This window comes from Chondromyces crocatus (assembly GCF_001189295.1).
Taxonomy (GTDB): domain Bacteria; phylum Myxococcota_A; class Polyangia; order Polyangiales; family Polyangiaceae; genus Chondromyces; species Chondromyces crocatus.
In genome coordinates this window covers 930,276-949,242 of sequence record NZ_CP012159.1, presented here as the reverse complement: position 1 = coordinate 949,242, position 18,967 = coordinate 930,276, and the positions used below count along the sequence as shown (strand labels likewise).

Annotated in this window: 15 protein-coding genes; 9 read left to right on the top strand and 6 right to left on the bottom strand. The window is 62.4% G+C overall.

Going from position 1 to position 18,967, the window contains the following annotated elements; translation table 11 throughout:
• Positions 1–2,477: 2,477 nt before the first annotated feature.
• From CMC5_RS03655 to CMC5_RS03645, 3 genes are all read right to left on the bottom strand, one after another.
• Entirely contained in the window at positions 2,478–5,237 is a 2,760-nt protein-coding gene (locus tag CMC5_RS03655; protein WP_245678271.1) for a BamA/TamA family outer membrane protein, read from the bottom strand.
• A gap of 266 nt (positions 5,238–5,503) precedes the next feature.
• Positions 5,504–6,742, bottom strand: a complete 1,239-nt coding sequence (locus CMC5_RS03650; protein WP_082362208.1) for a PilZ domain-containing protein — start codon at positions 6,740–6,742, stop codon at positions 5,504–5,506.
• 66 nt (positions 6,743–6,808) lie between these two features.
• On the bottom strand, positions 6,809–7,840 hold the full coding sequence (locus CMC5_RS03645; protein WP_050429111.1) for a methionyl-tRNA formyltransferase: 1,032 nt from the start codon (positions 7,838–7,840) through the stop codon (positions 6,809–6,811).
• A gap of 56 nt (positions 7,841–7,896) precedes the next feature.
• Here CMC5_RS03645 and CMC5_RS03640 point away from each other — a divergent pair, with 56 nt between their 5' ends.
• From CMC5_RS03640 to CMC5_RS03600, 9 genes are all read left to right on the top strand, one after another.
• Positions 7,897–8,649, top strand: coding sequence for a cell division ATP-binding protein FtsE (locus tag CMC5_RS03640; protein WP_082363379.1), 753 nt, complete (start codon positions 7,897–7,899; stop codon positions 8,647–8,649).
• A gap of 125 nt (positions 8,650–8,774) precedes the next feature.
• Positions 8,775–9,557: a cell division protein FtsX gene (locus CMC5_RS03635; RefSeq protein WP_245678270.1), complete on the top strand. Its 783-nt coding sequence runs from the start codon at positions 8,775–8,777 to the stop codon at positions 9,555–9,557.
• The gene (locus CMC5_RS03630) at positions 9,554–10,531 is read left to right on the top strand and encodes a murein hydrolase activator EnvC family protein (protein ID WP_050429110.1); all 978 of its coding nucleotides are present in this window, start codon (positions 9,554–9,556) and stop codon (positions 10,529–10,531) included. Before CMC5_RS03635 ends, CMC5_RS03630 begins: the two co-directional genes overlap by 4 nt.
• Positions 10,532–11,287: 756 nt before the next feature.
• Positions 11,288–12,061 (top strand): ribonuclease PH, encoded by a 774-nt coding sequence (gene rph / locus CMC5_RS03620; RefSeq protein WP_050429108.1) that lies wholly within the window; start codon positions 11,288–11,290, stop codon positions 12,059–12,061.
• Entirely contained in the window at positions 12,058–12,702 is a 645-nt protein-coding gene (gene rdgB / locus CMC5_RS03615; RefSeq protein ID WP_050429107.1) for an RdgB/HAM1 family non-canonical purine NTP pyrophosphatase, read from the top strand. The genes rph and rdgB overlap by 4 nt, the downstream gene beginning before the upstream one ends.
• Before the next feature lie 78 nt (positions 12,703–12,780).
• Positions 12,781–13,164 carry an AtpZ/AtpI family protein gene (locus CMC5_RS41955; RefSeq protein WP_082362207.1) on the top strand — a complete coding sequence of 128 codons (384 nt, stop codon included), beginning with the start codon at positions 12,781–12,783 and terminating at the stop codon, positions 13,162–13,164.
• Positions 13,165–13,253: 89 nt separating this feature from the next.
• The gene (locus CMC5_RS03610; RefSeq protein ID WP_169796448.1) at positions 13,254–13,622 is read left to right on the top strand and encodes an ATP synthase subunit I; all 369 of its coding nucleotides are present in this window, start codon (positions 13,254–13,256) and stop codon (positions 13,620–13,622) included.
• 276 nt (positions 13,623–13,898) lie between these two features.
• The gene (gene atpB / locus CMC5_RS03605) at positions 13,899–14,669 is read left to right on the top strand and encodes a F0F1 ATP synthase subunit A (protein ID WP_050429105.1); all 771 of its coding nucleotides are present in this window, start codon (positions 13,899–13,901) and stop codon (positions 14,667–14,669) included.
• 157 nt (positions 14,670–14,826) lie between these two features.
• Entirely contained in the window at positions 14,827–15,159 is a 333-nt protein-coding gene (locus CMC5_RS03600) for an ATP synthase F0 subunit C (protein ID WP_050429104.1), read from the top strand.
• 74 nt (positions 15,160–15,233) lie between these two features.
• Here CMC5_RS03600 and CMC5_RS03595 read toward each other — a convergent pair whose 3' ends face one another.
• From CMC5_RS03595 to CMC5_RS03585, 3 genes are read right to left on the bottom strand one after another with little or no spacing between them, the layout of a single operon-like run.
• Positions 15,234–17,072 carry an ABC1 kinase family protein gene (locus tag CMC5_RS03595; protein ID WP_050429103.1) on the bottom strand — a complete coding sequence of 613 codons (1,839 nt, stop codon included), beginning with the start codon at positions 17,070–17,072 and terminating at the stop codon, positions 15,234–15,236.
• A gap of 4 nt (positions 17,073–17,076) precedes the next feature.
• Positions 17,077–18,507, bottom strand: a complete 1,431-nt coding sequence (locus CMC5_RS03590; RefSeq protein WP_245678269.1) for a L,D-transpeptidase — start codon at positions 18,505–18,507, stop codon at positions 17,077–17,079.
• A 13-nt stretch (positions 18,508–18,520) separates the two neighbouring features.
• On the bottom strand, positions 18,521–18,931 hold the full coding sequence (locus CMC5_RS03585; protein ID WP_156338148.1) for an FHA domain-containing protein: 411 nt from the start codon (positions 18,929–18,931) through the stop codon (positions 18,521–18,523).
• Between the last annotated feature and the right edge of the window lie 36 nt (positions 18,932–18,967).

Below are 18,967 nucleotides of genomic sequence, written 5' to 3'. Positions count from 1 at the left end.
GGAGAATCCCGCTTTGCGCAGTGCCAAAGGTGTGACGCTGCGAGCCCCCCTGTGGGGCGCGGTCCACTTGCAGGGACATGGAAGCCGTGAGCGACAGGTTCTTGGCCCGGAGGCCCCCGACCACGTGCCTCGTGGTCACCGCACGCCGCTACCAGTGCGTACCGTGTGGCGCGGCCCTGCTCGTCGTGCCACGCGAGGTGGTTGCCGCCGCGTCTACAGCGTTTCGGCGGTGACGCTGCCGCTCTCGAGACGGGTATGTCAGAGGGCAGCCCGCGCGCGCCAGCGTGATGACCTCGTTCTCTTCCCAAGGTAGAGCGGCTTGTCACACTCGCGTTCCTGAGCGCGAATGGCCGCGATACGCACGGCAAGCTGTCGCCTGTGCCAATTTTCGCGCGCGAAGTCGATGATGGCTGCCTGGCGCACAGGATACGCATCGGCATCCCATTCGAACGTCTTCCAGCCCTCCGCCATCCCTACAGCTCCGCTCAGATCAGGTGTCATGCGTGCTTTGGTGAGTAAAGAAGGCGTCGTGTTGCGTGATGGTCTCCATCACACCGTGCAGTCGCCAGCGCTACCGATGCGCACAGACATCGAGCAGTCCAGCCCTACATCGGCTCGAGTCCTGTCGACCTCTGCAACGACGAGGGGTACTTTGCCTGCTGACGAAAGAGGCCGAGATGTTCCTTTGGAAGTGCCTTGTTCGTCAGCCGTCATCGCGGATCAAAGGCCGTCCGGATGGCGACCGAAACGTGCCCCCAGGAATCGATCGGGCTTCACCGCCCAGGTGACTAGGTGCTGGTGTCTCGGCTGTCTACGTCAGCCTTCTTCCAGGCTGGCTCGCCCTTCTCGTCCCTCGGCTCAGTCCTGAAATCGATGTTGGATTTCCTCGTCAGCGGGGGTCGGCTTCGGGAATGGAGCTGATTGGGCAGTCGTATGGACTCTGTGAAGTTGGCTCCCGGACATCGCTGTCCACATCGCATGTCATGTACTGAGCGTGGAACGGGCGCGCCCATCGAGTACGTTTCCGGCCTCTTCATCTTCGGCCTCTCGCGCCTCCTCTATATTAGGAAGAAGCGCAGCGCTTCCTGGAAGGCTGGCGCAAGCCCGTGTAGGCACTGGCGCACAGAGCCGCGATGGGCTTTGCGTCCGCAGTGGTTGACACCTTGGGGGTCGGGGATGGGCGACCGTGACTCCGGAGAGAGCAGGCGCATGCTGAAGGCCGCGGGAGCTCGGACTGGACGTCCTGCTTTGAAGGGCGCTCGTTCGGAGCCGTCGACGAGTTGGCGAGAGGCTGTGGGACCGAGGGCATCGGCGCGGAGGGGGGGCGCCGCCGAAGGGCGCAGGACATCTGGGGCGCGTGGACGTTCTAGATGCGAGAGTCAAGCGTCGCGGTCATCTCCCGTCCGGTCAGCATTTCCCACCTTGCCGCCAGTGCTTTCTGGGTGAGGGTGGATAGTGCGTGGCGTTGCTTCCGGACCGCTGTCGATGGACTGGCGTTCGACGGCATTCGAAGTGCATTGCTGGCACGTGAAGCGCACTCCCTGGTTGGCGAAGTTCGCTCTCTGATACGGGAAGCGCGTTCGTTGGTCGAAATAATCCGTTCGCTGGCGCGTGAAGTTCGTCTTCTTGCACATGTAGGAGCCATCGACGCCAAACGAAATTCATTCGCTGCCACGCGAAGCGGGTTCGACGTCACGTGAACCGACACTCGAAAGGCAGGCGCACGCATGAAGAAGGAGGAGGTGCAACTTCCGCCACGCGAAGTTCATTCACTGCCACACAACCCTCGTCTGCCGTTACGTGAAGCGCGTTGGCTGCCCTCCGAAGCGCATTCGACGTCACGTGAACCAGAGTCGCTGCTCGGTGGAGTCCCTCGGTTGCCACGCGAAATTCATTCGCCGCCACGCGATGCACGTTCGACGACCGGTGAACCAGGTTTCCCTGAGGCAAGGGAGCGCAGAGGGTGGGGTGCATGCCGCCCCCGTCACGTGAACGTGATTCACTGCCAAGCGAAGCGCGTTCACCGCCAAGCGAAGCGCATTCGCTGGCCTCCGATCGCAGCTCTCTGGCGAGCGAAGTTCATTCGCTGGCAGGACAACCCGAAGCCTCCCCACGGGGACGTTTTTCTCGTCCTCATCCTCTGCGATGCCCTGCGGTGATGTAGCGATGACGCGCCGGTGCACGGCACCCACGCCAGTGCAGATGCCTTCCAGCGCGTGCTCTTCTCCGGCCAGCACGGGCAGGCAGGCCATAGCGCGTCGTCTCCGTCTCGTCGGGACGACCATGAGGATCGTGAGGCGTCGAGAGCAGCACCTCGCCCAAGGACCCGCCTCGCCGTGCCCACGGGTCACGGCCCGTCCGCATGGCGGAGACCGAACGGGGACCTCTGGTCGGACAGTGACGCACCTGCACTTCACGTCTTCCACCACGAACAGATCATCCAATGTACGTCGCCTGTGGTCGTTCCAAGACGCGCCTCAGAATGCGTTCGTGGAGACGAAGTAGAACTGTCCTCCTTCCAGGGCTCCCTCGCTGAAGCCTCGAGCGTACCCAAGACGAAATTGTGACGAGATCACATAGCCCAGGTTCAGATTCAGCCATAGCTCCCCCCCGACGGAGGTATGAAGCTGTGGAGAGTAAAGGAGTGAACCCTTGTGAAACAGTCGAAGAGAGTCGAAGTCGAACCTGTCGAAGGCGCCACCATAATCCATGAATAGCGCGGCATCGATGCGTCGCAGATAAATCGGCAGTGTAGATAGCCCCAGATCGGGCTGGATGAGCGGCGCTCGGTATTCAACCGTCTGTGTGAAGTAGGCCCGCCCTGCGAACGCCCCGGCTTCATAACCTCGAAGCGTGAACGTGTTGTTGAAGATGCTCGACAAGAGGTTGTCGACAGCGAGCTGCTCGGCCTGGTAGCCGCCAACGACATAGGTGGATCCTCTGGGGTAGGAGCCTCCCGACACGGCGCCGGCGACCCGGAGCGCGACGGTGTGGTGCCCGGGCCAAGGCATCGAGAGATAGCCCGTGAGACCACTCGACAGCGCATACGTTTCATACCGTGTTCCGGTTGCAGGGCCGATGTACTCCAGCGCAGTGCTGAACGAGATTCCCCGGGTCGCTCCCGCCGTGCGATATCCTCCCTCGGTGGTGGACAGAGAATAACCAAGGCGCAGCACGTTGACCTGCCCCCGGTCCGGCAGGATCGTACGCGACTCGTAGGGGTCGAGATCGCCTCTGACGGGCAGTGAGGCTGACGATGTCGCTGAAGTGAACGACACCGACATGTTCTGGCCCACGAACTCACTCCGGATGGGGAAACCAACGCTTGCACCCAGTCCGCTGGTTCGCTCGACGTAGGGCCGCTGCTCACCACTGATGCGATAATCACCACGTGGAGACATCGTCTGACTCAGCCTGAGGCTCAGATCCACCGGCAGTCGGCCATAGGTATAGCTCAGCAGAAAATCTGGCGCCGGCGCCGCCGTCTCGGCAGTGAGCACCGCCTCAATCGAGTGATTTCCAACGGCATCATACCCCATTGCTTCGAGCCGAACCGCTGTACCGCCAAATTTTCCGGGCTGCGTACCCAGCGTGTAGGCCCGAGGCGCAATGGTCGTCAGGGGATTATAGCGCTTCCGGACCATTGCAACCGAGGCCGGCTCGGGCAAGGGATCAGGGCGCTCCTCAGGTGCACGTAGCGCAGGCAAGAACTGCGCTGCATCGAGAGGCATCCTGTACAGATCGTATCCCGCAGACGTGTACCCTACATAGACCAGTGTCTTGCCGTCCGGGCTCACCGCCGGTTGGAAAGCTCCGGTCCGAACATTGGTCACTTGCTGCAACTCGGCCGTCGAAACGTCGTAGGCGTAGATGTTGGAGATCCCGGTCCGATCAGAGGCAAAGTAGAGGGTTCTGCCGTCAGGTGCCCAGACTGGCGTCATGTCCACAGCTCTGTCTCGCGTCACCTGATGAACCTCTCCGCTCATCACGTCCACGAGCCTGATGTCCCGATACCCTCCGGCAGTCCATACGCTGTAAGCTAGCGATTTGCCGTCCGGCGAAAACCTTGGGGTATACGCCTGGTCGAACTGAGCACTGGACACGAGAGTTCGCCTATCAAGCAGCTCTCCGTCCGGTCCTATCCGTGCAAGCTGCAGATATCGTGTTCCTCGATCGTTGGTGCAGTATGTGATGTACCGACCATCGGGACTCACGTCGGGATAGGCGGCACGAAGCCCTCGCGTGAGCTGGCGCCGGACCGATTCGAGGCCGGTGGGAGCCGTCTCGTCGCGGGGGAGGCTGATGAGCTCACTCCGGTGATAGAAAGTCTTCCAGGGAACCGTCGAGGAGAAAACCAGGTCACCATCCGGGGAGAATGCTGCCGACGACGATCCATTCGTCCTCGCAACGAGCACTTCGTGGGTTGCGCCTCGTGACGAGGATGCAGGCAGTGACAATCGATACAGTCCACTACGCGCATCGCCGTCAGCACGGTAATAGATGACCTCATCTTCGCCTGTGACACGTGCGCTCGATGGCACAAAACGCGGATAATGTACCGTCATGCCGTGGTGCGTGAGGCGCACCCCCTCTCGAAGCCCTCTACGCTGCACCTCCGTGATCTGTTCCTGGTAAAGCCGCCGCAGATGAGCCTTCCAGCCATCGTAGAGTTCGACGTATGTCTTTCCTGTCGCGCGACGGATCGCACGATTGATTCCCCATGGAAGTAGCGCTGCACCATAGTCTGCCGACACAGCCCGCATCGTGTCGCGACCATACACATCAGATATCCATCCAAGAAACCTGGACCCGTAGAGGTACCAGACGTTTCCTTGAGGCCAGCGAAAGGGAACGCTCGACACTTGATCCAGGCTGGCGATGCGCCCCTCGAGGACGTCAGCGCGCAGAAACATGTCGAAGAGACTCGACCTCATCCGGCCACCGCTGGAGTGGCGACTTTCGTGAACCACGGCCAGCCCCTCGATGATCCATCTAGGCTGCAATTGATTGGGCGAGTAGGTCTTGCCCAGGATTGCATTGATGATCGCAGGGATCCCGGAGATGTTATCGATATGAGCGACGTGCGTGAACTCGTGCGTCTGTAGCCCGAGATACCAATCATCGTAGTCACTCAGTGTCGAGAGATCGTCCGGGGCTGTCACGAAGAGCGTGATCTGGTTGTAGGGAACGGCCCGCGCAAAACCATTTGCGTCGTCGGTGTTGTCGACGATCACCATCTCGACACGATCAGGACGGTTTCCGAGGGCGCTGCTGACGCGTGAGTAGATGCCCTCGGAGAGTCGCGCGATACGCTCCGCGATGGGTGCGAGCTCTCGAGGGTGGTGCACTCGGAAGTGCGCCGTCTCATACGTCCACCAGTCGAGATCGGGGTCGTTTGCTGCATGAGCCGCTCGCGCCCACAGCATCAGTAGCGCGGTCAGGAGGAGCGATATCCCCCGAACGATCGCCCCATTGGCGCTGTTCGACGTACGGATTGAAGCACTCACAAAGAATCGTAAAACAGCGGTTCCCGGTTGCGAGCAAATCGACGAACGAGTTGCCGAGCCTCCGGAGAAATCTGCGTGAACCGCGCCCCAAAGCCAGGCTCCGTATCGCCGGCCCCACCAGGCTCTCGCGTCCAGACAATCGACGCAAGTGCTTGAAACTCGCAGTCCCCTGGAAGATGCACGTGAAGCCTCACGCTGCTTCCGATCTTCGGAGCCTTGTACGTCGCCACGAAGATCCCGCCATGTTCGATCACATCTTGGCCATCGATCCCATCCCACAGGTTCGACGCGCTTTGCGTTCCGAGTGCCACGTCAAACTCGGCTATTTTGCCTCGCGGCGCATTCCGCAAGACACTCTCGACAGGACTCGCAGCGGCCACGACCTGCGATGGCGGTTCCGACGAATCGACAGGCCGAGTCGAGCCGAAGTGGGCGGGACGTTCTGCGGATGGGATCCGCCTGGCGTGCTCTTCTCCGGCAAACGGGAAGGGCTTGCTCGAGGCGCTCGAGGCAGCTGTTCGGAGAGCCCCTTCTGGTGTTGGTCTCGGGCTTGCGGATTGAACGAGTGGTGAGAACCGTCGTTCTTCCGATGGTGGCGCCTGGACCGAGGAACTCGATTCGACAGTCTTCGCTTGGTGCTCAGGGGCAGCCTGCCAGCTCTCTGCCTCCTTGAAGGAGGACCGAGCGAACGTCTCCTCGACCGACTGCACGATCTGTGCAGGGATGGGGGCCAGTTCCGTCCACTGCTCTTCTGTACGAACGTCTCGCGGCGCTGTCGCCGCCTGAACAGCGCTCAGCGAACCATCTCCCTCTGGTCTGGGGGTGGACTGGGGGGCGGACGCAGAGTCTGCCTCTGGAGGTTCGGCGGCGGTCGGCGAATTGATGACGTCGAGAACCGGACGGTGCGGCACGACAGCCTTCGCCATACGCGACAGCGCATGCGCCTTGCTCAACGACATCGCCACCGCGTCCATCACGGTCTCGAGGAGGGGATGATCGGATGAGATCGTCTGGATCTGGTTCAATGCCTGCCGCACGAGACCCAGCACGGCCTCGGGTCCGGCAGGTTCGATCCCGCTCGATCGCTCGATTCGATGCAAGATGCCCATAGCCTCGGCGATTGGCTCGGCCAATTCTTCGAGTTCGGCGGGCACATCTCCGTCCGATTGGAGTGCATTGAGCGCTGTGGCGAGCTGCTCACGGGCACTTCTTGCAAGCTGCGCGGGTTCCGACATGGTCCTTCTGGCATCCTAAGCGCTTCTGTCTTCGCAACACGCAGGATTTCGCCCTCTGTCAGGGCGTCACTCCTGAGAGATCTGCACGTCGAAGGCTGACTGAGCGTGGCTGCGCACGAGCTCGGCGAGTCGAGGAGCTGCAGCTGGCTCGCCGTCAATCTCGGCTTGCAAGAGCACAATTGCCCCATCAGCCGTCCGGACCAGCGCCTGGTCGTCCATCACGGTGGCTTCACCCGGACGCAAAACCTTTGGCACGACGGGCGCGACGGCCGCGCGCAACACGGTGACCACAGAACCATTCATTTCGGTCCACGCCCCCGGAGCGGGCGCCAGTGCCCTCACGTGCCGGAGCACGTGCTGCGTCGGCCAGGACCAGCAGATGGCGCTCGCCTCATCATCGAGGAAGGGTGCGTCCGTCGCCAGGGCTGGATCTTGGGGGATTTCTGGCAGGCGTCCGTTCGTTGTCAGGTTCTGCACCGTTCGTCGCAAGACGCGCAAGCTGGGGCGATCGAGAGCGCGCGCGAGCTGCCAAGCGTTCCACGTTGGCTCAATCGAGATCTTTTCTCGCTCGATAATGTTGCCACTGTCGTACTCCTCGGCGAGCCGGTGGACGGTCACGCCGCTCTCTTCATCCCCGAGAAGGATGGCCCACGTCGTGGGATCTGGACCTCGATGCCGCGGCAGCAGTGACGGATGCACGTTGATCCCACCCAGCCTGGCGATCTCGACCAGCTTCATGGGCAATCGCGTGGTCCAGAACCAGCTGACCACGAGATCGGGCTCGAGCGCCTCCAGCCGCTCTCGAAACGTCGACGCTTGCACGTCAGGTCGCACCAGCACGCGATCCTCGAACAGCCTCCGGGCACGTCGCAACCCGGGAGCATCCGTCCTGCTGACCGAGCAGAGCACGACATCGTGGCCATCCCGCTCGAGCAGGAGGGCGGCGAGGGGCAAGCCGAAGAACGCGAGACGTAGCCGGTCTGGGGTCGTGGAAGGAGGCAAGGTGGTGACGGAGCCCGCGTGGTCGAAAAGTTTTCCGCCTCCTGGGAGGCTGGTACGAGAAGGCTCCGATGTCGTCGTCTTCTCCGCAAGGCACATTTCGTCCCGCACTTCGACCGGGCCATCGCTACGACGCATCTGCGGCGCGCCGACCCATCCTCATTTTCGAGGACGTTTACAAATCCTACCGTGCCGATCAGCCGGTACTTCGTGGTCTCTCTCTGACGATCGAGCGCGGGGAGTTCATTTTCATCACCGGCCCCAGTGGCTCTGGAAAGAGCACCCTCCTGCGGATCGTTCATCACACCGAACATGTCGATGAAGGCAGGATCCTCTTCCTCGGGCGCGACATTGCCCGACTCACCGACCCATCGGTCCCGGCACTCCGACGAAACATCGGCTTCGTCTTTCAGGATTTCAAACTGGTGCCGGGTTGGACGGTATTCGACAACGTTGCCATCGCACTGGAAGTCCTTGGCCTCCCTTCACGTGTCATTCGGACGCGGGTTGGCGAGGTGCTCGAGCGGGTTGGCCTCGCCGGACGTGGCCAGGACCGCGCGCGTGTTCTCTCAGGCGGGGAGCAACAACGGGTCGCGATCGCACGCGCCATCGTCGGAGATCCCGCTCTGATCCTCGCCGACGAACCCACTGGCAACCTCGACCCTCAGCTCGCGATCGATCTCCTTGGGCTGTTCGAGGACATCCACGAGATGGGAACCACCGTGCTCTTCGCGACTCACGACCGCACGCTGCTCGACGTACGACCGCGGCGCGTGGTCGTCCTCGATGATGGCAAGGCGACGGATGTTCCCCAGGGGCTGAGCGCCTTTCAAGATTCCTACGAGCCAGATGACGACTTCGCGGACAGCGGTGTTCGTGGTCCTTCGATGAAGCAGGAAGCCTCCTGATCGGAATGGTGACAATGCAGACGGCAGCTCAAGAAGGGTACGGCCTCCGGCTCCGCACATGGCGAGCAGGCCGCAGTGACTGGCGCGTACAGGCGCTGTCCATTTTCTCCCTCTCCGTCGCCTTCGTGTGCCTTGCCGCAGCGCTACTCGTCGTCACCAACCTCGCGGCGGTTCGCGATCGCTGGTCGCATGCAGGCCGCGCCACTGTCTACCTCCGGGATGAGGCGAGGGACACGGAGATCGCTGACCTGCGGAGCGCCCTCGAAGGGACTCCCGGCATCAGGCAGGTGCGACAGGTCACCGCCGCAGATGCTCGCCGGGAGATTGTCACCGACGAGACAGACAGCCTCCTCGCCTCACTCCCCCTCAGCGCGTTTCCTGCCTCTCTCGAGCTCGGCTTTGAGGATGATCTTTCGGACGATGAGCTCTCCTCCATCGCGGTCAAGCTGCGGGCTCTTCCCGCCGTGGAGCTCGTCGAGACGTACCAGCGCTGGACCGATCGCCTCTCCGCGCTACTCAACAGCGGCGTGACTGCGAGCGTGTGCTTGGCGCTCATCGTCCTCTGCGCTGTCGTCAGTGTCATTGGCTCGACGATGCGCTTGCTCTTGCACAGAAGGCGCATCGAGGTCGAGGTCCTCAAGCTCGTCGGCGCAACGGATGGGTTTGTGAAGCGTCCTTTCATCCTGGAAGGCGCGACCCAAGGAGCAGCGGGTGCAGCAGGAGCCATCCTCTTGCTGGGCATGTTGTTTCTGATCGTCAGAGGTCACTTCGATACGGAGCTGATCAGCCTGCTGGGAGTTGCCCCCAGATTCCTCTCCCTCCCTGCTGCACTCGGGATGGTGGGCTTGGGCGGGCTCCTGGGGACGATCACCGCGCTTCTGACGTTGCGACGGATGGCGGCCATATGAGAGCGGCCATCCACGCTGCACTTTTTCTCGCGGCAGCTCTGACGGGCACCAGCGCGAGCGACGCTCAGAGCGGTGCCAGCACCACACACGGTGTGTCCAAAGCGTCGATGCTGGGCGAAAACGATCTCGATCGACTCCTCGCCAGATTTGACGCCGAAGAGAAGGCGCTGAAGGCAGAGCTCCTCGCCACAGGCCCTCAGCTTGAAGTCGTTCGGCACCGCATGAGCGCCCGTGGACGGGCCTATTACAGGGGTTTGCGGGCGGGGTTCTTGCCCGTCGGCGGTGGGTTCGACGCGCTGGTCGATCACGCGGCTCGTCTGGAGCGGCTCCGCCGTTCCCTCGAGCGGGATTTGGCTCGAGAACAAGAGCTCACGCAGCATGGCGTCACGCTCGAGGCGCGACTCGTTCGTCTGCGTGCCGAACGGGCCCCCCTCGATGTCCAGCGGGAGGCGATGAACCGCGCGCGGTTCGCCTTGGCGCAAGAAGAAGACCGTCGTGCCGCCTTCAGCCGGGCATTCGAGACCAGTGTTCGGCCTGACCACGTAGCGGTGTACGGTGCCGACCTCGGCCCCACCGACCTCGACGAACGCGCCGGCTTCCGCAGCCTCAAGGGCAGGCTTCCCCTCCCGCTGACAGGTCGTGTCGAGGTCCGACAGATCAGCCGTCCAGGCTCTTCCCTGCCCGGCCTATCCTTCTCCGCCGCCTCCTCGGGGCAGGTTCGCAGCGTCGCGGCCGGTAGAGTGGCCTTCGCGGATATGTATGCAGACTACGGTCTGACCGTGATTCTCGACCACGGGGACCACCATTACTCTCTCTACTCGGGGCTCAGCTCGGCCGATGTCCGTGTCTCCGAACAGCTCGCTGCAGGAGCACAGGTAGGAACGGTCAAGGGAGATCCGGATGGTGGCAAGCTGTACTTCGAACTGCGCCACAGGGCAGAGGTCATCCACCCCGGGGCATGGTTCGGCCTCTGAAGCACGCTTGGGTCATGCCAAGATCCCTCGTCATGAGGCTCTCGACGCTTGCCCTCGTCATCCTGCTGGCGACCGGCTGTGACACATCCGTCAAAGAAAACGTAGAACCGTCGGCCACCAGCAGCTCGTCCCCCGCCAGCACGCCAAGCGTGGCAGAGCCACCACCTCCACCACCTGCAGACCTGAACATCTCTGACCTCCAGGCCGCACTGCGGTGTGCTCCGGGGGCGAAGTCGGGTCCTTGTCGGGTACTCGCCAAGATGGCTTCCTGCGCGACATGGAATGCCAGCGTCCCATCTGGAGATGGGCGTTGGCTCGGCCGCGCCTCCGTCGTCGAAGCGGACAAGACATCAGAAGTATTTGTCGGACTGCGTCTTCGGAGCGTTCCTCTCTCTGATGTGGGCCCTGGGCAGCTGCCCATCCGGCTCGCTCTCGTCGAGCTACCCAAGAGTGAAGAGGCGGCCTACGGCAATGCTGAGCGTGCCATTCGTGCGTATGAGCGCGGCGACATCCCGCCTCGGGCAAGCCCCACGCTCGACTACTTGAAGCGCCGGGAGGAGTGGCCGGACGCCCCCGTGGTCCGCACACAGGGGGGCCAGATTCTCGCGATCCACCAGGGTGGAGCCTATTTCTGCGAAGGCCCGAAGCGGACGGTGCTTGCAGTTCAGCTCCCGGACACAGGGCGCAGCAGTGGAACCGGTACTTACGCTGAGCTCTGGGCGACGACCTGGTGAAGATTGTGGTAAGGGCGAGGCCGTGAATCGCCTGGATGGCCGCGCCGCTGATCAACCCCGCCCCGTCGAAGTCACCACGGGCTTCCAACGAAACGCAGAAGGCTCCGTCCTGTACCGAGCTGGCCGGACCGTGGTGCTCTGTACGGCCTCTGTCGATCCAACGGTTCCCCCCTGGATGGCGGGGAAAGGTCGTGGATGGCTGACGGCCGAGTACCAGATGCACCCGCGCTCCAGCCCGACCAGGCGCGAATCCCGGGATGGACGAGGCAAAGCCCCCAGCGGACGTACTCAGGAAATCCAGCGACTCATCGGACGCTCCCTGCGCGCTGCGCTGGATCTTCGGCGCCTGGGAGAGATGTCCATCACGATTGACTGCGACGTCCTCGAGGCAGATGGGGGAACACGGACAGCCTCGATCACCGGTGGCTTCATCGCACTCGCGCTCGCCCTCAGCCGGCTCCATGGCAGTGGTCTCCTGACCGAGCCGGTGTTGCGTGATCAAGTGACAGCCATCAGCGTCGGCCACCTCGAGGAAGGACTGGCGCTCGACCTCGTCTACACGGAGGACAGCACTGCGCGCGTGGATCTGAACCTCGTCGCCACACCCCGTGGCGGTATCGTCGAGGTGCAGGCCACCGCCGAAGACGAAGCGATCCCACGTCACGAGATGGATCGCATGATCGATCTCGGCTTCGTCGGCGTGCGGGCACTCGCCAAAACGCAGCTCGAGGCGCTCGCGCACGCAGGCGTCGACCTTCCCATGCTGTTTCAGCCCGAACGCTGGGTCGTCCTGTGAACCCCGATTTGCCCTGCTTGCTGCTCGCGACCACCAACCGCGGAAAACTGGCCGAACTGCGCGCTTTGCTTGCAGACCTTCCCCTTCAGCTCGTCTCCCTTGCAGACGTCCTGCCGAACCAGCCTCCGGTGCCGGAAGATGGTCTCACGTTCGAGGAGAACGCACTCATCAAGGCACGCGCCGCCGCGAAGGCGGCAAACCTGCTCACACTCGCGGAAGATGCCGGCCTGGAAGTCGACGCTCTCGGTGGCCAGCCGGGCGTCCGCTCTGCTCGCTATGCAGGCGAGACGGCCACAGATCAGGCGAACAACGCGAAACTGCTGTCGGCACTGAACGGCGTGAAGCCGGATGCACGACGAGCTCGGTTTCGCTGCGTCATGGTCCTTCTGGAGCCGCGCAGACCCGATCACCCGATTCTTGCCGAGGGGCGCTGCGAAGGCTGGATCAACGAAGAGCCGCGTGGCACGGGCGGCTTCGGCTACGATCCCCTCTTCCAGGTTGAAGGGCTCAACCAGACGCTGGCGGAACTCGGTCAAGACGCGAAAAATGAGATCAGTCATCGCAGCCAGGCCGTTTTGGCGCTGAAACCAGCGCTGCAGGCGCTCATCTCACGACGCGACGACCAGGCCCCCCCGCCATGATCTCCACCCGTCCGGTCAACGCCACGTAGTCGCTGGATCGATGGTCATTCGATCCTGTCGCAGGCTGCACAGAGAGCGATGAAACAAGAGTGGAAGTCCGTCGGAAACTTCGGGACGCTCGGCCTCGAGATTGTTCTCTCGATTCTGCTTGGCCTATTTGTCGGTCGATGGCTCGACGGAAAGCTGGGCATCTCTCCATGGATGACACTCCTGTGGTCGGCCTTCGGCGTCGGAGCCGCGGTCAAAGCAATCTTGCGGAGTGTGCGAGACATGCGCGCCGAAACGGAACGGGAGGAGCGTGAGCAAGGGAATCCTCTGCCACGCTACGGGAGTCCTTCACCAAGCGATGTTGACCCGATAAGGGGCGAGAGCGCATCCCACGCTTCAAACGACCTCGACTCACCCTCCCCGCCCGACCCTGAGCGCGGGACAGGACAAGAGAGCGAAGGAGCGAAACGATGAGTCGGAAGCAGCACGACGAGTCTCCCTTCGACGTTCGACAGGAGGGGGATCTTGCTCCGGCGCGACCGAAGGATGGCCTCGATGCTTCCATGCGCGCAGCCCTCGTGGCAGTTGCCGCCACGACGGCTGTCCTGACACTGGGAGCGCTCTTCTCCTACAGTCCGCGCGTGGCCCTGGGCGTAGGCCTGGGCGGATGCATAGCGGTGCTGAACCTCTATGTTTTCGCAAAGATCGTCGACGCCTTCATCGGACGACGGGGCAACGCGGCTCCCTGGGCGGTCATCGCCGTCATCAAGGTGGTTGGACTCATTGGCGCTGTCTGGCTGATCCTTCGAACCAACGTCGTCCCTCCGCTGTCGCTCACCGTGGGATTCAGCGCTCTCATCGTCGGCATCACGCTCGGTTCACTGTTCGGACCGAAGCCCCCCGACGATCACGAGCCGAGGTCAAGGCCCTGAGCGAGAACGAAACGAACGAGAAGTCCCAGTTCGAGTCGTTCTGAACGACGAACCCCCTCTTCAGAAAGCCGCCTTCAGGGTCTCTTCACCCAGGAACGGCCGGGTCGCGCCAGTTTGAAGCGTCCGCGTCGAGATTGAACAGGAGAGGTGACCGCCTCAGCCGACTGTGGTAGACGCGAGCCCGGTAATTCCAGGGAAACAGCCTCGCTCCCGAGTGGCGACGCCCAAACTTAGCGGGAACACGCCTCCTTCGGCAACGCGCGCCCCCCCAAAGCCATGCCCGAGCACACAGGATTTCTGACCTATCTACTCGCGATGCTCCCCGGTCTGCGTGAGAACGCGCGCAACCTGGGCCACAGCTTCGTGGGACACCACCGGCTCGATTACCGAGGACTGGAGCCAATCTTCATGAGCTTGCTCGTGATGATCGTCTTCATCCTCCTGGCGATTGAGGTGCGAGCCAAGTTCCAGCGCCTGGATGAGACCGTCATCCCCGAGGAGAAGCTCACGCTCCGAACCTTCTTCGAAGCGTTCTTCGGCTTCTTCTACAACATGGCTCGCGACATCATGGGGGCAGACAACGCCAAACGTTACTTCCCCATCATTGGCGGCTCGGCAGCATTCATCTTCTTCTCCAACGCCACCTCGCTCCTGCCGGGCTTCAATCCTCCGACCTCCAGCTTGAACGTCACGGTCGGCTGCGCCCTCTTCATCTTCCTGGCGTTCAACTACTATGGGCTGAAGGAAAATGGCTGGGCATACATCGCCCACCTGGCGGGGCCGAAATGGTATCTGGCGCCGCTCATCTTCCCTGTCGAACTCATCTCGACCTGCGTTCGGCCAGTCACTCTGGCAGTTCGTCTCATGGTCAATATCGGCGTCGATCACCTCGTTGGGAGCATCTTCCTTGGTCTCATCGCGGTGCTGGTGCCGGTCCCGATCATGTTCCTCGCGGTGATCGTCATCCTCGTGCAGACCCTGGTCTTCTGTCTGCTGAGCTGCATCTACATCGGTCTGGCCACGGAGAAGCACGAGCATCACCACTGAGCATGAGGCGCCCTCATGGCTTCGAAACACCCGCCATGAAGGGCTAGCCAACCCGCTGATTTCGGGCTAAGGACCCGCGCGCGCGGATCCCTGACCCACGCAGAAGAACACCCCATCTCGGCCTGCGTGGCCTGATGGTTACAAGGAGCAGAATCGGATGTCGCTGAAGAGCAAGCTGTCCCTGTCCGTCATGATCGCCACCGCGGTGGTCCTCTTCCCCGCAATGGCGATGGCACAGGATGCAGCGTCCAACCAGTTCGACACGAACTCGATGCTGGCGATCGCCGCCGGGTTCGCGGTCGGCCTCGCAGCCCTCGGTGGCACCCTGGGCCAGGGTCGCGCAGCGGCGGCAGCCCTCGAAGGGATCTCCCGCAATCCTGGGGCAGCCGCCCGAATCCAGACCCCGATGATCCTCGGCCTCGCGCTCATCGAGTCGCTCGTGCTCCTGGCCTGGGTCATCGCCTTCATGCTCCAGGGCCAGATCAAGTAACTGAATTGGCCATTGGGGCTCCGTGCCCTGGCCCAGCAGGGTGCTGAAGGACGCCGTGATTCTTCAGCGCCCCGCTAGTGCCAGCGACGCAGCATGTCCTGCGTGACGTGCAACAGCAGGTAAGCTCCCCCGAATCCGAGCAGCACGCCACCGAGGACGAGCTGAGTCCCCGTGGCGATGAGCCACGTGCCTGAGAGCACGAAGGCACTCACCACCAAGCCAGCAAAGAGCCGACGTCCCAGGCGGTCGACCGTGGCAGGAAGCGAGGAGTCACTCGTCTGGACGGTCAGGCGGCCAAGCCTCAAGTCCTCCAGCACTTCGCGTGTCTGCTGCGGCAGGTCATAAGCCGCGGTCGACAGCTGATTCACCCCGCGCCACAGCTCCATCCCAATTCGTTCGGGTGAGTATCGCTGTCGCAACAGGTCGAGGAAGTACGGACGGGCCTCTCCCATCACATCAAGATCAGGGTCGATCTCTTTCCCGACCCCCTCGATCGTCATCAACGCTTTTCCGACGAGCAGAAAGTCGGCAGGGATCTCGATACCAAACTTGGTCGCTCCCTGGATCAGGTCGCTGATCATCGCCGCGAGATCGATCTCCTTGAGCGGACGTCCGAGATATTTTTCAGACAGGATCGACACGTGAGCGCGGTACGCGCGCATCTCGACCTTTCGTGTCGGCGTTCCAATGGCATAGAGCGCGTCAGCGACACCGATGTGATCTTGCCGAACCGCTGCGATCATCAAATCGACGGTCCGATCTCGCATCTCCGGCGAGAGTCTCCCGACCATTCCCAGATCAATCAGGCCGAACACTGGCCGCTCTGGATCACCCATGATCAAGATGTTCCCAGGGTGAGGATCGGCATGAAAAAAGCCGTCCTCGAAGATCATCTTGATCACGACGCCAACAGCAGCCTTGGCAATCAAGGGCCCCTTGTGACCTCTCGACTGGATGGCATCGTGGACCTTCAAGCCAGGTAGAAACTCCAGGGTGAGCACCTGCTTCGACGATACTTCGCGGTAGACGTGGGGAAACACGACGGAGTTGGTCGACTCGCTTGCTCGCTGCATCTCCACGACGCTGGAGACATCTCCACGCGTTGAGGTCGTCTCGGGCTCGGGCGTCTTGTATCCGGCGAAGTTCCGCCTGAAACGAGCTGCGTTGTCGGCCTCGAGAGAGAAGTCCAACTCGCAGGTGATCGCTCGATCGAACTGATTCACCAATTCAACCGGGGAATAGAGCTTGGACTCGGGAATGGCACGTTCGACGAGCATCGCCAAGGCGTGCAGTAGCTCCAGATCGCGCGCCACCGTCGTCCGGACCCCTGGACGCTGAACCTTGACCACCACGTCCTTCAGGCCCTCGCTGTGGCGAAGTACGGCGCGGTGTACCTGACCGATCGAAGCCGCCGCCAGCGGGCGCTCATCAAATCGCTCGTAGAGCTCGCCGAGCGATGCACCGAGTGACGCCTCGACGGCGACCTTGATCTCTTCGAAGGGTAGCGGCGTGACTTCGTCCTGCAGCTTCTTCAGCTCATCGATCCACTCCCTCGGGAGAAGATCGGTGCGTGTGGAGGCGATCTGCCCCAGCTTGACGAAGGATGGGCCGAGCTCCATTGCGCACATCCGCACCCGCGCAGCTGGCGAGGTCTTGCGGCGCGCTTCCTCTCCTCGGAGTTCTTCTTCCTCAGAGACCACCACATCGATGGAACCGTCTCCCGCATCGCCTCCTTCGATGGCATCTGGCTTTCCGAGCGCTCCGGCCGAGATGGCCCTGAGCTGAGCGTCTTCGCCACGGCGACCACGAAAACCAAGACGCTGGGCGACCTCGCCAAACCCGTGCCGCACGAGCACCAGGTAGATCTGACGAAGTCGGTTGAGATCGCGGACCGCCGTGACGATCGAGACCATCGGATTACCTGACGCGAATGACCGCGCCCCGATCGTGCGCGACAGGGAGGACCGCCGTCCAACCTGCTGGCAGGCGCGGAGCCGTCCACCAGAACAGACGTTGAGCATCCAGCGGTGAAAGATTCACGCACCCATGGCTCCGCACACGACCCAAAGACCGGTGCCAGAATGCTCCATGCAACCCTACGCCTTTGTGGAAGTACTGCACGTAGGGGACATCCTCCATCCGGTAGTACCGTGAAGCCGCTTCATCCTCGAGGTTGTCCATGTTCGACGTGAGCAACTTCGCCCAGACCCGGAACGTACCCGTTGGCGTCGCGGTCGATGAACCCTTCTTGCCCTTACCCGTCGAGACGAGCGTGGCAAATGCGGGATGCCTTCCTTCGTAGGCCACGAGCGTCTGAGACGACAGCTCCACGTCAATCCAGTGCTCTCCTGCATCAGCATCCACTTCTGCTGGTGGGAGTGTCACCCGAGGTCGTGCCAGATCCCGCGCCGACATCCACCGCTCGACCGCTTTGCCTGATGTTGCACTCCCGGGCTCCTCGGCTCCGAAAGAGACGCGCACGAACCGACCTGAAAACGAGTCGATCTCATCATGCACCATCACCCGCTCCAGTCTCGCGCGGCTCTCTGTGGTCGACTGGAAGGTCTGCTCACCGATCCGTCTGAAGACTCTCGCGACATCGGCTACCACCCATGCGAACGTCAGGTCGGTAGTCCCGCTCGGAAGCTCGATCCCCTGAAATGCAAAGCTCTGAATGCGCCCGAGATCGCGCATGGGGAGCCATGAACCACCGTGCGTCCGACCGTAGCGTCCCCCCCCTACCAATCGCTCCTCGACGATGGCCACAGCGAAGCCTGGCTCCAGCTGCACATCGGGCTCACCAACATCTGCCTGTTCGATGCGCTTGTATCCGAACGTTCCGTCTGGACCGACGAAGTAATACTGAAACGGCAGACCGTCTGCTGAGTCCTGCCAGGTTCGCATGTGAGGACTCAGGGGCTCGGCACGCGACAGCTCCGTCGTGTCTTCACAGAGCCAGGCTGACGGACCAATCTGGATCCAGCGAGCCACACAGCCCTCCGCTTTGCGGGCTGCGAAGACGGGCAGTGTCGCCCCGATATGTGCGGAACCACGTCTTGCTGTCGACACGCCAGGAGCGTGAAAGATCGGATGCTCGACTTCGCGGGTGCGCACACTGCGAACCCCCGCAGGAAAGGGCTCGACGTCCGGTGCAATCCAGGGGGGAGAGCGTTCACTCCGCGAGGGCTCTGCCTCGGAGGTCGCGATGAGAGAAAGATGGACCGCGCCAATGGCGCCTACCATCACCGCGACATAGCGCTGAGCGTGCCACAGAAGAGACGGGTTGGTGAAGCGACGCCGCAACGCCATGGGAAGCAAACGCCAGGCTACCGGATGGACGAGATCCACCCGGCGGCTCCCTTCAGCGGTAGGAAAACCGCACTTCGTGATCACAGATGCGGAACAGGTCCCCTTCCATGATCAGCTTTCGCGAAATCCTCTGTCCGTTGTACTCGACGCCGTTGGTCGAGCCCATGTCGACCATGTAGTACTGGCCGTTCAGGTACTCCACCATCGCGTGCTGCCGTGACACGTTCGGATCCTTGATCGTGAGGTCGCTGCTCTGCTTCCCTCGACCGATGATGTAGCGATCCTTGTTCACGAGGGCGCGCTGACCGCCATAGATCGAGTAGAGGGGCGGGCTGAGTGCTCCCCCTCCTGCGGGCCCTGCGGGAAGCGGACTCGTACCAGGAGGTCCTCCAAGCGGCGGAGGCGTCATGCCCCCTGGCGCGGGTGGATATCCAGCCGGGGGCGGCATCGCCGGCGGACCCATCCCAGGAGGCAACCCTGGAGGCGACATGAGCCCTGG